We start from the raw sequence: 16,431 nt of genomic DNA, 5'->3' as shown, positions 1-16,431 counted from the left end.
CACCAAGCCTTCTTCGCGAATCTTCACTCGCAGTGCATCAAAGAAAATGACCGGGTACATCGGCTCCAGTGGCCGCTGTTGCCACGCGCCAATTTCTTCCATGACCTCGTCTGTCACAGAGCTGATGAAATCGGGGGAAACGTCAGTTCCATACTGCTCGGACAGGAAGGCCCGGATCTCTCTGACCGTCATTCCACGGGCGTACATGGCAATGATCTTGTCGTCAAAGCCGGTGTAACGGCGCTCATGCTTGGGGATCAGGATGGGCGAAAAACTGCCGTCACGGTCCCGAGGGATATCCAAGCGCAGCGGCCCATCGCCGGTTAGCACCGTCTTGCCGCTTTTGCCGTTGCGCTGGTTGGTTTCATCCTCTGGGCGCTGCGCGCCCGGAGGATAGCCCAAGTGATGACCCAGCTCGGCGTTCAGGGCTCGCTCGATCAGTGCTTTCTTGAAGGCGGCAGAGGCCTCTTCGATAGCCTCTGCGGTCATCAGTGGGATTGCGGAAAACTGTTCAAGCAGCTCTTTCGGGACCTTCGGCAACTCTCGAACCGGTTTCTTTTTGGTTGGCATACATGCACCTCTTACTCATGTTATGCCCGAACACAAAATTTCTGACACCCTCTCAAAAATGAATGCGCATATAAAACTCAAAACCAACAACCAACAATTAACAACCTTTAAATGCATGACCGAAGCTATAACTTGAAACTTGAAACTTGAAACTTGAAACTTGAAACTTGAAACTTGAAACTTGAAACTTGAAACTTGAAACTTGAAACCAACGATAACCCAGCTCAAACCTCCCGTAACCCCAACGCCCCCACCACCCCACAAGCAATCGCCATCCCCACCAACTCCGCCAAACTCCCCGCCTGCATCCGCTTCATCACCCGCCCCCGATAAAGGTCAATGGTCTTGACACTGACCCCCAACCGCTCGGCAATCTCCCGATTCCCCAACCCCTGCACCAACGGAATGAACACATCCCGCTCCCGCGGCGTCAGGCTGTCGATCCGCCCCTGCACCTCCTCCACCGCCCCATCCCCCCCCTGGGCACGCCCAAGCGCCGCCTGCACACTGTCCAGCAGCAACTGATCGTTATACGGCTTCTCGATGAAATCACAGGCCCCCGCCTTGAACGCCCGCACCACGATCGGCACATCGGCATGCCCGCTGACAAAGATCAACGGCATGTCCACCCCCCGCTGCTGCAACGCCTGCTGTACCGCCAACCCACCCATTCCCGGCATGCGCACATCCAGCAACACACAAGCCGGGCCACTACCGTCGCAGGCCTCCAGAAACGCCTGGCCACTGGTAAACGGCAAAGCCTGCAAGCCCACCGACTCAAGCAACCACACCGTCGAATCGAGCATCCCCGGGTCGTCGTCCACCACATACACCTTCGCTTGCACCACCGCCCCCTCCTTCATGTCCGGTTCACCGCCAGCCGACAACACAACACCAACCCGCCGCCCTCGCCCAGCTGTGCCCACAGGCTGCCACCCAAGCCTTCGACAATGCTGCGGCTCATGCTCAACCCCAGGCCCAGGCCATCGGCCTTGCTGGTAGTGAACGGGGTAAAGATCGCCTCCAACTGCTCAGGCGCCACGCCAGGCCCCTGGTCGGCCACCTCCACCAGCAGCCCGTCCTCCTGGCGCCAGGCGCCCAGCAGGATACGCGACGGAAGGCCTGCGTGCTGCTCACGGTTGGCGTCGATGGCATTGCGCAGCAGGTTGAGCAGCACCTGCTCCAGCAACACCCGATCGGCGTACACCGTCGGCAGCTGCGGCCCCAGCCGCTGTTCGATGCGTACCTGCGCCGCACCCGCCTCCCAGGCGCACAACCTGAGCGCTTCCCCGGCAACCTGGGCGATATCCAGCGCCTGCAGCTGGCGCGGGCCCTTGCGCAGGAAGGCGCGCAGCCGGCGGATCACCTCGGCGGCGTGGGTGGCCTGCTGGTTGATCCGTTGCAGGCCCTGGGCAACCCGCTCGCGGGCGTGCGGATCGTGCTCCAGATTGTTCAGGTAGCGCAGGCTGGCATTGCTGTAGTTGAGCACCGCGGCCAGCGGCTGGTTGATCTCGTGGGCGATGCCCGAAGCCAGCTCGCCCAGCGTTGCGACCCGGGCGCTGTGGGCTAGGTTTTCCTGAGCCTCGATGCGCAGGGTGATATCGCGGGACACGGCGACGATCTCTACCACCGCACCGGTATAGGTTTCGCGGATCGCCCGGCAGGCGATCTCGAACCAACGGTAACGGCCATCGGCATGGCGCACGCGGCAGGTCATGGTGTGGTAGCCGTCCGCCTCCAGCGCCGCACCGGCCTGCAACAGCGCCTGGCGGCGCTCGCGCGGGTGCAGCAGGCTGCGCGCCGGACTGCCGCGCAGTTGCTCCGGCCATACCCCGAGCAGGCGAAAGGCCGCAGGCGTGGCATCGAGAAAGCGACCGTCCGGGCTGTGCCGGGAAATCAGGTCGGTGGTGTTCTCGGTGATCAGCCGGTACAGCCGTCGGGCCCGGCTGGCCTCGCGCTCACCCTGGCGCTCGCCGCTGGCATCGCGGCAGCGGACCAGCACCTGTTGGCCGGCGTGATCGGGGATGAAGGTCCACAGCAGGATGCGCTCGCCTACCTGAGCCTCGACCTCGCTTATTGCCCGCCCCTGGCGCAGGCAGGCGCGCACCAGCGCGGCATGATTGCCCGGTAGCCAACTGGCCAGCGGCGGCCCTTCGGCAATCAATGCCTGCAAGGCGGCGTTGAGCTGCAAGGGGCCGGCATCGGCCGCCAGCAGCAGGCTCGGTTGCGGGTCCAGGGCGAGCAAGGGGGAGCAGTCAGGCTTCACGGGAAAAGGCTCTTGTTATAGTAGTTTTACTATATTGCTATAGTCGATCTTCCAGATACCATAGCGGCTCGCGTAAAAAAGCGACAGGGAGGCACGCCCCTCCCACACCCTGATCAGAGCTAACAATCAGCCACCGGGGGTCTAGCGCACGGAGTGCGCCTGCCTCCCCTACAGGAACCGCGCATGTCGATCTTCTCCCAGGGCCTGATGCCCGCACCTGTCAACCACGTCGCCCTCACCCCGCTGAGCTTCATCGAACGCACCGCCGCAGTGTATGGCCAGTACCCAGCCGTGATCCATGGTGCCATCCGCCGTGACTGGCGCGAAACCTATGCCCGCTGCCGACGCCTGGCCAGCGCCCTGCAAGGCCGTGGCGTCGGCCGTGGCGACACGGTGGCGGTGATGCTGCCGAACATCCCGGCCATGCTCGAAGCGCACTTCGGCGTACCGATGATCGGCGCGGTGCTCAACACCCTCAACGTGCGCCTGGACGCCGAGGCCATCGCCTTCATGCTGCGCCATGGCGAAGCCAAGGTACTGATCGGCGACCGCGAGTTCCACGGCGTGATCCGCGATGCCCTGGCCCTGCTCGAACACCCGCCGCTGGTGATCGACGTGGACGACCCGGAATACGGCGAGGGCCAGCCGGTCAGCGGCCTGGACTACGAGGCCCTGCTCGCCGAGGGCGACCCGGACTTCGCCTGGGAGTGGCCGGAGGACGAATGGCAGGCGATCTCGCTCAACTACACCTCCGGCACCACCGGCAACCCCAAGGGCGTGGTCTATCACCACCGCGGCGCCTACCTCAACGCCCTGGGCAACCAGATGACCTGGGCCATGGGCCACCGCCCGGTGTACCTGTGGACCCTGCCGATGTTCCATTGCAACGGCTGGTGCTACCCCTGGACCGTCACCGCGCTGGCCGGCACCCACGTGTTCCTGCGCCGGGTCGACCCGCAGAAGATCCTCACGCTGATCCGCGAACACCGGGTCAGCCACCTGTGCGGCGCGCCGATCGTGCTCAACGCCTTGGTCAACATGCCCGACGCCGCCAAGGCCGCCATCGAACACCCGGTGCAGGCGATGGTCGCCGGCGCCGCGCCGCCGGCCAAGGTGATCGGTGCGGTGGAAGAAATGGGCATCCACATCACCCACACCTACGGCCTGACCGAGGTCTACGGCCCGGTGACCGTGTGTGCCTGGCATGAGGAATGGGACGCACTGACCCTGGACGAACGGGCGCGGATCAAGTCGCGCCAGGGCGTGCGCTACCCGACCCTGGACGGCCTGATGGTCGCCGACCCGCAAACCCTCGAACCGGTACCGCGCGACGGCAATACCCTGGGTGAGATCTTCATGCGCGGCAACACCGTGATGAAGGGCTACCTGAAGAACCCCGAGGCCACCGCCGAGGCGTTCCGCGGCGGCTGGTTCCACACCGGCGACCTGGCGGTGTGGCATGCCGACGGCTATGTCGAGATCAAGGACCGGCTCAAGGACATCATCATTTCCGGCGGCGAGAACATCTCCACCATCGAGGTCGAGGACGCCCTGTACCGTCACCCGGCCGTGCTCGAAGCCGCCGTGGTGGCGCGCCCCGACGAAAAATGGGGCGAGACGCCCTGCGCCTTCGTCGCCCTCAAGACCGGCCACGGCGGTACCCGCGAAAGCGAAATCGTCGCCTGGTGCCGCGAGCACCTGGCCGGGTTCAAGGTGCCGAAGACCGTGGTGTTCGGCGAATTGCCCAAGACCAGCACCGGCAAGATCCAGAAGTACGTACTGCGCGACCGCGCCCGGGCGCTCTGAGCATCCGTTGCGCCCCAATCGCCGGCAAGCCGGCTCCCACACAAAAGCACCGGAACCTGTGGGAGCTGGCTTGCCAGCGATGGGGCCGGTACTGACATCCCAGCCCTGACTGCCCATCGCGAGCCCTAGATGACCGACTACACCGCCCCTCTGCGCGACATGCACTTCGTCCTCCACGAAGTGTTCCAAGGCCCTGCCCTGTGGGCACGCCTTCCCGCCCTGGCCGAGCGGCTCGACGCCGACACCGCCGACGCCATCCTCGAAGAAGCCGCCCGCCTCACCGGCCAGCTGATCGCCCCGCTCAGCCGTAACGGCGACGAACAGGGCGTGCAGTTCGCCAACGGCGAAGTGCGCACCCCCGACGGTTTCCGGGAAGCCTGGCGCACCTACCGCGAGGGCGGCTGGGTCGGCCTGGGCGGTAACCCCGAGCACGGCGGCATGGGCATGCCGAAAATGCTCGGGGTGCTGTTCGAAGAGATGCTGTACGCCGCCGACAGCAGCTTCAGCCTGTATTCCGCGCTCACCGCCGGCAGTTGCCTGGCCATCGACGCCCACGCCAGCGAACAGCTCAAGGCCAATTACCTGCCAGCGCTGTACCAAGGCCGCTGGGCCGGCACCATGTGCCTGACCGAGCCCCACGCCGGCACCGACCTGGGGCTGATCCGCACCCGCGCCGAACCCCAGGCCGATGGCAGCTATCAGTTGAGCGGCAGCAAGATCTTCATCACCGGTGGCGAACAGGACCTCACCGAGAACATCGTCCACCTGGTGCTGGCGCGCCTGCCCGACGCACCGGCCGGCGCCAAGGGCATCTCGCTGTTCCTGGTGCCGAAATACCGGGTCGCAGCCGATGGCAGCCTGGGCGCGCGCAACGGCGCCCACTGCGGGTCGATCGAACACAAGATGGGCATCAAGGCCTCGGCCACCTGCGTGATGAACTTCGACCAGGCCGAGGGTTATCTGGTTGGCGAGGCGAACAAAGGCCTGGCGGCGATGTTCACCATGATGAACTACGAGCGGCTGTCCATCGGCCTGCAGGGCATCGGTTGCGCCGAGGCCTCGTACCAGGCCGCCGCACGCTACGCCAACGAACGCCTGCAAAGCCGCGCGGCCACAGGCAGCGACGCCCCCACGCGCAGCGCCGACCCGATCATCGTGCACGGCGATGTGCGGCGCATGCTGCTGACCATGCGCACCCTTACCGAGGGCGGCCGCGCCTTCGCCGTGTACGTCGGGCAACAGCTGGACATCGCCCGTTACGCCGAGGATGCCGGCGAGCGCGAGCGTGCCCAGCGCCAGGTGGCCCTGCTGACGCCAGTGGCCAAGGCATTCTTCACCGACAACGGCCTGGAAAGCTGTGTGCTGGGCCAGCAAGTGTTTGGCGGCCACGGCTACATCCGCGAATGGGGCCAGGAGCAGCGCGTGCGCGACGTGCGTATCGCACAAATCTATGAAGGCACCAACGGTATCCAGGCCCTCGACCTGCTCGGGCGCAAGGTACTGGGCGACGGTGGCCAGGCCCTGGCTGGCCTGGTGGCCGAGATCCGCGCCTTTTGCGTGGACGCCGCGCTGCATCGCGAGGCGCTGCTGGAGGCACTGGTGCGCCTGGAACGCGTCAGCCAGTGGCTGCAGGCGCAGGCCCGCACGGACGCCAACCTGGTCAGCGCCTCGGCGGTGGAGTACCTGCACCTGTTCGGCTTGACCGCCTATGCCTATATGTGGGCGCGTATGGCCAACGTGGCGCAGGCCCGGCAGGCGCAGGACCCGGCCTTCCATGGCGCCAAGCTCGAATGCGCCGCGTTTTACTTCCAGCGCGTGTTGCCACGTGGCCTGGCCCTGGAAGCCAGCATCCGAGCCGGCAGCGCCAGCCTGTATGGGATGGCGGCACAGCAGTTCTGAAACCTCGGCCCATCGCGGATGTGCCCCGCGATGGGCTGAAAGCAGATACGAGCCATGCGCAACTACTACGAAATTTCCTACAATTGATAGTCATTCGCCATTAACACGTTCTCGGAAGCCCTAATCACCGCCGCGCCGATCTGGAGCAGGCGGTCGGCCAGGCTTTGGCCTTCGGCGCTGAATGCCAGGCGCACCTGGCGGCGGTCTTCGGGGCGTCGGCAAGTACCTGTTGTACCAGCGGGCCATTGCGACTGAAGAGACCGGGGAGTATGGGCCTGAGACCCTGACCTACACGTTCTTCGCACCTGAGAAAACTGCGTGGGGCGAGATTTACTGCCCGGCGATACGGCAGATTCTTGAGCGGTACATACTGGAGCCGCAGGCGGGCGCGCAGGCGGGGGGCGCATAACATTTATATGGGCCATGATGATACCGGCAACATGCATTTCATCAGATAACTATTGAGCACTATGCATTTTTGGTTCTTTTATAACCCCACCTCCATCAAGACCGAATTCCTTTGGCGCTCTCGAAGTATGGACATTTCACTCAAGAAGCCGAGTTGGCAGTTTTATACAGGCCAGAGTTTTCGCTTCTGAGGCCCGACAAAATAGCCCGTGGTAAACCTTATAACGGATACCACGTTGATTAAAAGCAGTAAAAAGCATGGCCAGAGAAGTATCCACACCTTCCTTCACCGTGACAATATCAACGGGAAAGTGCGTCACGACATCTTTGACATTTTGCAACGTATTGTGCTCAAAGTGACTCAGTTCGTAATTCGTTGTGAAATGCCCTCCCGGCACTGTTTTGGTTGGAACGGGTGCAGTGGATGCGATTATCTTGGGGCCTGGACTGGTCGTTGGACCATAAAGTTTTTTCGTGAAGAACCAAAGAAATTTCTTAGTACCGATTACAGGCTCCGAGGTATTGACTGTGATCGTTCCTGTAGCGGGCGCATATAGATTCAACTGACTATTTGCCGGCACATCCACTTTATCGCTAAAAATAGGATTCATCCCATGAGCTTCGATTATAACTTCGTCCGAACTGCTACCTATACGGCGAACCAGCGTAAAGTCACCGAGATCGACTTCTTCCGTAGGCAGGACTCCACTCAACTTTGGTTTTCTCGACGGTGTACTTGGCGGGCTCGGCACGATTGCAGCGTTTATGGCGTCCCGCTGTGCCTTCGGCACCCGTCCTTTCAGCACGGTCGGCGGCGCCATAGTGACAGCACGCACGCTGCTGCGCGCTGTATTTCTCCAGCCAGCCAGACTTTCCAAGAAGTAACGCGGTTTCAATAAGCTACGCAACCCACGTGCGCCTTTCGCCGCTGTTCGGAGAACCAATCGGCCTGCCGCTCTCCCCCCTCCCGCAAAGATATCCGTAAGCCCCACAATCGTAGACGCCAAATCGAGCTTGTTAGATAAAAGAGGATTGCTGTGCCGCAATGCCATCGCAGCGGCACTCAAAGCGGTGGCTGCCATCGCCACCGCCAGTATCAAGGCGCCAGCGGCCCCACCGGTCACAACAGCCGCAGCAACGGCCAAGAGAAACAGGTAACCCAACGCCACGTAATGCCACCAAGGTGTCGGCTCATGATGCGGTGGTGTGGTATCGCGAATCATCTCGTCCAGCGATGCAAGGCTTTCAGCCTGCTCTCGGCGGTTGATCATGATATGCCCACTGGGGTCGTGCCAATTCACAGGGTCCTGGCCGGCACAATAGGCCCGGTCGTTCAGTCCACCTTCGCCGAACGGGCTAAGGCTGTCGCTCTGGTAAAATGCCTGATGCTGCGGGTCATACACCCGATAGCCGTTGCCAAGGTGGTAGTAGCCGGTTACAGGATCGACACGTTGCGCGTTGTAGCCCATCCCACCCTGCATCTTATCGAGGCGCTTCTGGGGCGCTTCACCCCAAGGGGTAAAACCGATCGAGCGGCTTTCCCACTGGCCCTCGGCGTCCACCACGTATTCCTCGCCGCCACCGCTCTGCGGATCTGGCAGGGTAAAACAGAGTCGTGTGGAATCGCTGCTTTCCCCATGCTCGATGTGATAGACGACCAAGCCCGCTTCTTCATCCAGCACCCGATGCCGCAACGCCTTTCCCTCTGCATCCAGCCAACGCTCGCCGCACAACCGGTCCCCGTCATATTCGAGTACTCGACGTTGCTTGCCGCCTTCATCCCACTGCGCGGCAAGGCGCCCCAACTCGTCATATTCATAGTCGGTGACGAGTTTTTCCCCATTTCTGACTGACATCAATTGCCCGTCGTATGTATAGGCCAAGGTGTGCCCCTGGGCATTCTTCACCAAGCTGCCATTGGCATCATAATGCAGCTCGGTGACACTGGGCTTAACACTGCCGGACTGCATCACGCTCACGCGAGTACGCCGAGTCGGCTGCGTATCATCGTACGAGTAGGTGCGGGTCTCGGTCTGGTCGTCGCTGAAAGTCGTGGTGCAGGTCAACACATTACCCAGGGCGTCATAGGTATACGCCTGCTGCTTGAGTGCACGGCCCTGCGCATCCTCGATAGCGAAACCTTGGGTGGCCTCGACCTTCCATGTTTCCAGTTCATTGCGCAGCCTGTGGTAGATGAAGGTTTCTCTGCGAGTGAACTGAAGGTCATCATTGCGGTACCACACTTTCGTCAGCAATTGCCCAATCTGTGACCAGCTTTGCTCGTAGCGGCTCCTGACCACGCCATTCAGACGGTAGGTACGCTGCGTCTCGCGGCCGAAGCTGTCGTACACCATACTCAGTGCCAGGGCACGCCCGCCGCGCAGGTCGAGCACGACCAGTTGCTCGAGTTCGCCCTGCGCCCCATAGCGATACCGATACTCCAACCCGCCACGCCGTACTCGGTTTCGGCGTTGCTGCCCATCTTGCCAGGCGCGGTTTGCCACCCCGCTGGCATGTCGTCCATGACCGTCGCTGCCGCGCAGAGATCGCTGGTTCTGCAGTTGTTGCCTGAGGCCACGCACATGGCGTATCGACAGATACACCCCCAGCAACTGGGGTGCCGTGCTTTCGCAATGGACACGCGCTTGCGCAAACTCGGCCGACTCGGGGCGCTCGCTGAGCATCACTTGGGTGACCTGGTTGTAGCTGAACGAAGCCACCAAACGCTTGGGCACCGGCGCACCACTGTCGGCGACGTCGGTGTACCAAGACATTCTGTGGCCATCGTCGCTACGCTCGCTCCAGATGCGCGTGTTATCCGGGCGTCGATACTTCTGACCATCAAGGGAAAACTTCAACGTCGACCCAGCACCTCCAACCGTGCGAGAGACAAGTTCGTCACCCTGCTTCTTGTCATCGCCAAGGCTCTGCTGACCAAGCACTTGCTGTGCGCCGCCTTTGGCCTTCAACGTAATCTTCACAGGCGTCGTGCCAAAACCTTGATATGTCCACTGCACCTCGCTTTCATCCGGTGTGGTAATCCGCACTCGCCTGCCCAGCTCATCATGGGTGCAGGCCCAGCTTCGCTCGACCGCTTCCTGGTCAGCCAGGTAGCGCTCCGTCACCCGGGCCAGTTGACCTTTGGCGTTGTAATGCTGGACCACCGCCAACCCGTTGCTATCCATGGTCTTGGTCAAAGCATTCCAACGCTCGTACGAACGGGTCTGAGTGACTTGGCCATCGGGGTGATTGCGCTGGCTCGACGACAGACGGCGCAATGGGCCTTGCGTCAAGGTGCCTGTCACGGTCCTTGTGGTCAGGGTCTCGCCAGTTTGACTATCCTGTGCCAGCTCACTTGCCTCTGCCTGCCAAAACCAGTCGCGCAAGCTCTGCGACATGGCGACGCCCTCGCTGCGCAGGCACAAACCACCGGGAAGGTAGTCATAGACACACTGATGCTCAATCTCGCCATCCGAACCGTAGGCAATCGTCTCAAGGCAGACATAATTGGCATCGCCATGGTTGTCGCCTGCGACCCGCTGCAGCTCACGCCGCACCGGGCGTTGCAGGCCATCGAGCAATGTGCGCCCATGACGGCCATCCGGCCCTGACGTGCGCACCCAAGTGCCGTCTCTCGTATCCAGCCAAACGAGCTGCTGAGTCTCCAGGGCAATACCCTTGCTAGCACCGGTGGTGAAGTCGGCTTCATTCCATGCGTAACGCGTACTGCCAAGCGAACGATCACGGGCATCATAATGTTGGTACTGCATGGTTTTGGGCCGCCCCAGCTCATCCTGCTGCGTTTCTCGCAGCACCCGGCCACTGCGCGTGGAACGCAGCTGTTGCGACACAATGGCAGTCAAGTCGAGGCCAGCCTCTTGCAACGGCGAGGTGCTTTTCGAGAGCAAGGTGCCGGCCTTGGTATCGACGGTGGTCGTTGCCGTCAATTCCCGCGATTGGCAAGTTTCATTGTCTTTGTACCAGCGGGTCGAAACCGTCTTGGTCTCGACCTTGCCAGTGCTTTCGCTATGAATGATTTGCTGCAAGTTCACGACAATACCTTCACGCCCCTCGGCCTTTTTCACAGCCCAGGGCGTAACGCCGACATCCACCTCCACACCCTCGAGCACCAATATCGTTTCAGGGATAAGGACGCCACTGGCGTCCTTGCTGCCCTTGGCATAACCGTAGAGCGTCAAGCGCATGTCCGAGCGCTTGTCCTTATCCGGGAACTGCAGGTACTCATATTGCGCCATCAGAGGTGATAACACGCCGTCAGGTATATTCGGGCAACTTAGCGCCATGGCCGACTTCAGCGATGTGCTGCCTGCGTCCCGAAGCTTGAGATCTTCCAGCAGTGCATCAAGCGACGGCACCTGGTTGCTGCGATCGGTTTTGCCATCAGAAGCCTTATAGTAGCTAAGGTGCGTGGTCTGGCCATCATCCTCCGTCAATTGAGTAAGCAGCCCAGAGCTTTGGTCGTAAACCGAACATGTGGTCTGCGTCAGCTTTTTTTGCGAGCCAGACGTTGCTACAGACTCGGAAGCAGTGGCTGTGCTGTCTTGGCTCATGGCTGTTTCTCCACGGTGGAAGACTCGACTGGAGTAGTGGGTGCCGGATCATCGGCAGCGTAAGGCCGCAAATCCTGCGTGGTAACAGTCGTCTTGATCGGCTGGGTCGCCAGGCGGAACCTCACGGTCTCGTCGGTACTGGTGATGCTATCGGGGTAGGTATGGGTCGTCGTCTGGCGCATGACCCCAGGTGTTTCTTCGACAATCTCCGTCTCTACACTGAAGCCGTTCCTCAGCGTCCAGGTGCGGCGGGTGAAAGGCCCGGTCAGGCCGCTGCCGTTGTCGAGCATCTCGGTGGCGACGATGCGATCGCCCTCTTGCATCGCCAGGTTGTCCAACCCCTCGAACTGCCAGCGATGGCTGATGGTCTGCTGCCCGGCACCTGGCACCAGGGTGTGCTGGATGACCCGCGACAGTGGGATGAGGCTGTTGCCGATCTCCCAATGCTTCCAGGCGGGTGCATAGCTCACGTGCTCCAGGGAGCCGTCTTCTTCCTCGATGGAACAGAGCACCCGATCCAGCACCGGCTCCCCCTCGTAGCCGAACTTCACGACCTGAACCGGGGTGGTCTGGTCTTTGCCGGTGCGGGTGAGCTCGGTGAGCAGGCAATCCTTGATCAGCAGCTTGACGCTGTAGGCTTCCTCACTGTTCGGCCAGACCGTGAACGTAGTGATGTACTCCCCTTGGGCCACCGGTTCGGCATGCTCGCCGCTGAGCAGCGTTGTCTCGCCATCGCGGATGGTCAGCAGGCTGACGTGGCCTTTCTTGCCCTCCCAGGCCAGGGACAACTCGCCCCCCTGGGGTGAGGTGATACTGTTCGGGACCAGCATGAATGCCTTGCGCACCATATCCTTGCGCATCGGCTCGATAGCCTCGAGCTTTTTCCGGATGGCGTCTTTCTGCTCGCTGGTCAGTTCCGGCTGCGTGGGCGTCAAGAGGAGCCCGAGGCCACCGCCAGCAATCACCCCGCCAGCCTGGGCATACACGTTGCCCCCCTCCTTGAGCCATTGCTCAAGGTTCTCTTTAAGCTTGTCGAGCTTGCCCACCAACGCGCTCTTGTACTGTTCATTCGCCTCGAGATCATCGTGCTTGCCCGGCTTGGCCAATCGTTCCTTGCGACCGGAAGGGTAAATCACGGTCAACCCGGTCAAGGCATTGAAGGCGCCGCTGGCCCCCGTCAGGCAGACGCCGTTGATCATCAAGCGCTTCGTACCGGTAGCCTTGACGATGTGCTCCGCCTTCAGCGTGATGGTCTGGCCGGTACTGAGCGTCAAGCGGTGCAGGCGATTGTCGTAGGCGGAAAAACGGAAAGCCCAGCCATCGCCCAGCGCACTTTCGTTGGCCCGGGTGGCGCTGTAGTGCAGGGTCAGGTCGAGCTCTGGGCCGTTGCCACTCAAGCCGCGGATCACACCCACGGGGTAGTGGGCGTGGAACAGGCCAGTTCTGGGATCGACGCCGTTTTCGCTTGCGCCGGTGATGTCGTAAATCTCCGAGGCGATTGTGTTGGCGTAGTCGGCGCAGAGCGTGTCTGGGGGGATGAAGGCTTTTCCGCTGATGGGCGGATTAATGCAAAGCGCACTGGCGACCGGCATCGAGCCGTGCTCGTAACAGATAGAACCTATACCGGCTTCGTCAACATAGCTAGCACTGGCAAGGGGAAATCTATAATCAATCTCCAATCCGTCAGGCAAGTACAAATTTATACCACCACTATGCCTGTGCCTCCCCTGAGTCACATAATTCAATGGCGTCGCACTGATGCCCGGCACAGCAAGGTCGGATGCATAGAAGATAAACTTAATAGATTTAGCCAATGCCTTTTCACTCAGCCGCAGAAATACATAACCCTGAGGTTTTGAATGTCGAAGCAATACGGCTCTCACAGCGTTTGCGCCCCCTGTCCTCATCGCACTCATCACTTCCGGCCTGGCCAACACCTCCTCAACCCCTCCCTCCAATCCCCCAGTTAGAAACGAGGACACATCTGCAGATTTATCCTCTTTTACACACAACGCCTCTAGCGATATCTGAATCGCCCTTTCAAAGTCGAGCTTAGGATCAGAGAAAAAAGCCGCAAGCGATCGTGAATGGAAAATTAGAGAGCCCACCCATAGAGCTGAACCCCTAGAGTATTCGCCATTTTTTTCGAAAATCTTATACACCACACTTGCAAAAATAAGATCAATAGCAACTTCATCACCACCAGCACGAGCTTTGACAACTTTATCATCACTAGCGCGAGCGAGAGCGCGAACATCGGCAACTACTTCATCGAAGACGGCAAATTCACTCAACAGCCTGACAGCAATTGGATCATTGCTCGCCGCAGCAGTGATAACATCAGCACGCGCAGCAGTTGCCGCACTTTTGAGATAGCTACGAACCAGCGCCTTCGTCTTCGCCTTCTGAGCAATCAGACCAGGGTCCAGATCCCGAGCGCCGCCACTATCACCAGCATCTTCAAAAGTCCAACTGAAATATCTTATCGCTTCTAATATCGATCTGGCAGATTCCAATCTAGATTCCCGATCCTCCCCTTTAAAAACATCCTTAATAGTTCTCGCTGCTCCTTCCTCTTCCAAACCTCCACACTTCAAGCCAAAAATATCAACAACAAACTCAACAGCTACATAAATAAAAATAACTTCATGCTCACTCTCAATATAGCCAGCTCTTTTAAATTCATTTGCAATAATGCTCTCCGCATCCCACAGCGTCGAAAGTCTAGCCGCGAGCGGGAGGAAATTCCTAATACAGGACACCAAACCATCTGACCCAACAGAAAGAGACGCCGAAATCTTTAATGCATTAACCTCATCATGCACCGCGCTGGGAAAATCTTTATTTAGCACCTTGCCAAAATTAAGCCTGATAGCATCATGCTTTTCCGACTCACCACACCCGTCCAGCAGCTGCAAAAATTCCAGCCATTGAACACCTCTAAGGACATATAGCTCTGCCAAACTAAAAGACTCAATTTGAAGAACCATAGACCCGCCTGAGCAACTAACAGCTTCAGCAAACATGGCCAAGGGTAGCCGAATGCACCAAGAGTCTTTCCTAGGCAAAGAAATATCAGAGCGAGAAAGTCGTGATGCCAAGAGCGCGCTCACGCTGGCAGACTGAAGACTATCTTGAGGACCCAAATAGTAAGGTGATTCAGGGTTAGTCCAGCAACTATTCGAGAAGCCACTCTTCCTTTCATCCGCTAATGCTTTCTGGTACCGATCCCCTCGCAGACCACCAATATCACCATGAAGCCTAGCAATATCGTCGCCTGACAATACATCGCCACCCCATGCAAAGAGCTTCGCGCTGCCCGATCTGCTTCTCCGTGCAGCGGTATATGTATACGCCTCATCAATCACCAGGCTGTCGCGCAGAGAGGTGAGCAGCATACCAATGCGAGGAGGCGCCCCCTTCACCTTCATCTCCGGCGCCAGCGGCCCGACTACGAGCAAGCACTCCAGATCCTGCGGCAACCACAGCGTCCATTCCGTCAGATCGCCATTCACATTTTTGAGGTTCGCGCCCTGCACCGACGCTTGCCCCCACCCGATCAAGGGCACCTCTCTATCACCGCTTGCCCTCAAGCATTCGTCCAGCCCATGGCCCCATGCGTCCAGGCTCGAAACTACATCTGTCTTGGCCCTGAATGACCAGGAAGCAACATCATGCCCAGTCCAACGGTCAACCAGCGCAAGCCTCAAGCCATCCGGATAATCGGCATACACCGTCCCCAGTGTCAGAGACTCACCCGCCGGTGTTTCGAGGGCTTTTTCATAGTCGCCGGCTAGTCCAGGCACACCGAGCACCACCACCCGAACGGGCAGCGACACCACCCACAACGCCCAGTCCGTTGCCGACCCAGCGGCACTGTCGACCGCCCCTCGCCCGGCCAATCGCAGATAGCTTCCCAGCATCGAGGCCTTCAATGCCTTGCCCATCGCCGCCAGGCATGCAGCAGCATCGGCCTCGCCTTCTGCAACCTTGTAACTGAACGGCGAACCCGGCAACTGCGCACCGGAGTAACGGTCGTACAGCATCACTTGCACCGTCGCCCCCACTACCGGTACGAACGCCTCCACCACTCGGTGCCTGCGCCAACCGATGCGGTCTACCTCCACCGACAAATCGGAACATTGCGGCACCCACAGTGCATTGCCTTTTTCGGCTGGCGCTATGCGCGGTTTTTCATCCGCCCGCACACCCGCCCGCAACATTCCGTACGTGGCATTGATGGCGGTGCACAGCGCTTTCGACCATACGCCCGAAGCACATTCAGCCTCGCTGATCGGGGTGAACAGATGGGTTTCGTACAGATGCAACGTAGTGCGGTCGCGTACCTGGACAACCACACTTTCACCCTCGGGCAGGGCCATGTCCGGCAGGCGCCCGGCGATCGCCAGATTGGTCTGGAACGGTGCATTGGTGAACAACCGATGGTCATTGCCGTAACACCAGAGCCGGTTCAGGGCGCCTTTCTCTACCGCCGACTTTGATGCGACTGCCGCGGTCGATGGGCTATCGGTTTCGCCTACCTCCAGTGCACCTGTTTCGCTCAAACGACCGCCGAGCAACAATTTGCCGCCTTCGCTCGCAGCAGGCGCGGCATTGACCGCCTTGAGGAATTCGACCGGCCATTGCGCCATGGCCTTGTTGGTCTTGTCGGCGGTCAGGGCAACGGCTTTGGCGATACCCCCGTCCTGCGTGCGCACCACCCAGGCCTGGACCTTTTCACCAACCTCCAGATCACGATCGGCCAGCAGAAAGCCTGGGCTACGCCATACGTGTACCCCTGCCCCGATCGTGTCCGTCTCGAAGCCCGTCATGTCCGGCAACTTGTCGTTGTCGTCCTCGCTGCCAATGTCCACGAAATCGGCTAGCGGGCCGTCGGAATAGGTGTTCCAC

6 protein-coding genes and 2 pseudogenes are annotated in these 16,431 nt (G+C 60.2%); 3 read left to right on the top strand and 5 right to left on the bottom strand.

All coding sequences use genetic code 11. From position 1 onward, the window contains the following. From ACQ4N9_RS06480 to ACQ4N9_RS06470, 3 genes are all read right to left on the bottom strand, one after another. Positions 1-570: transposase (locus ACQ4N9_RS06480; RefSeq protein ID WP_430932455.1), on the bottom strand; the 570-nt coding region annotated here is incomplete at its 3' end. Positions 571-794: 224 nt separating this feature from the next. After that, positions 795-1,418 (bottom strand): response regulator transcription factor, encoded by a 624-nt coding sequence (locus ACQ4N9_RS06475; protein WP_390971136.1) that lies wholly within the window; start codon positions 1,416-1,418, stop codon positions 795-797. Positions 1,419-1,429: 11 nt separating this feature from the next. Beyond that, entirely contained in the window at positions 1,430-2,836 is a 1,407-nt protein-coding gene (locus ACQ4N9_RS06470) for a sensor histidine kinase (RefSeq protein ID WP_390971134.1), read from the bottom strand. A 183-nt stretch (positions 2,837-3,019) separates the two neighbouring features. Here ACQ4N9_RS06470 and ACQ4N9_RS06465 point away from each other — a divergent pair, with 183 nt between their 5' ends. From ACQ4N9_RS06465 to ACQ4N9_RS06455, 3 genes and pseudogenes are all read left to right on the top strand, one after another. Continuing rightward, a complete protein-coding gene (locus ACQ4N9_RS06465; protein ID WP_390971132.1) occupies positions 3,020-4,642 on the top strand; it encodes an acyl-CoA synthetase in 1,623 nt (540 codons plus the stop codon). A 129-nt stretch (positions 4,643-4,771) separates the two neighbouring features. Further along, the gene (locus ACQ4N9_RS06460; RefSeq protein ID WP_390971130.1) at positions 4,772-6,541 is read left to right on the top strand and encodes an acyl-CoA dehydrogenase C-terminal domain-containing protein; all 1,770 of its coding nucleotides are present in this window, start codon (positions 4,772-4,774) and stop codon (positions 6,539-6,541) included. A gap of 223 nt (positions 6,542-6,764) precedes the next feature. Continuing rightward, a pseudogene (locus ACQ4N9_RS06455) lies at positions 6,765-6,999 on the top strand (NUDIX hydrolase); the annotation flags it as partial. A gap of 87 nt (positions 7,000-7,086) precedes the next feature. On the opposite strand, the gene ACQ4N9_RS06450 reads toward ACQ4N9_RS06455, so the two are convergent. Both ACQ4N9_RS06450 and ACQ4N9_RS06445 read right to left on the bottom strand, forming a co-directional pair. Continuing rightward, positions 7,087-11,520, bottom strand: coding sequence for an RHS repeat domain-containing protein (locus ACQ4N9_RS06450; protein WP_390971128.1), 4,434 nt, complete (start codon positions 11,518-11,520; stop codon positions 7,087-7,089). Between the two features lie 4,142 nt (positions 11,521-15,662). After that, positions 15,663-16,352 (bottom strand): annotated as a pseudogene (locus tag ACQ4N9_RS06445) (hypothetical protein); the annotation flags it as partial. Between the last annotated feature and the right edge of the window lie 79 nt (positions 16,353-16,431).

This window comes from Pseudomonas sp. ES1 (assembly GCF_050586605.1).
Lineage (GTDB): Bacteria > Pseudomonadota > Gammaproteobacteria > Pseudomonadales > Pseudomonadaceae > Aquipseudomonas > Aquipseudomonas sichuanensis.
The sequence above is the reverse complement of the archived record's forward strand: the minus strand, read 5'-3'. Positions and strand labels throughout refer to the sequence as shown.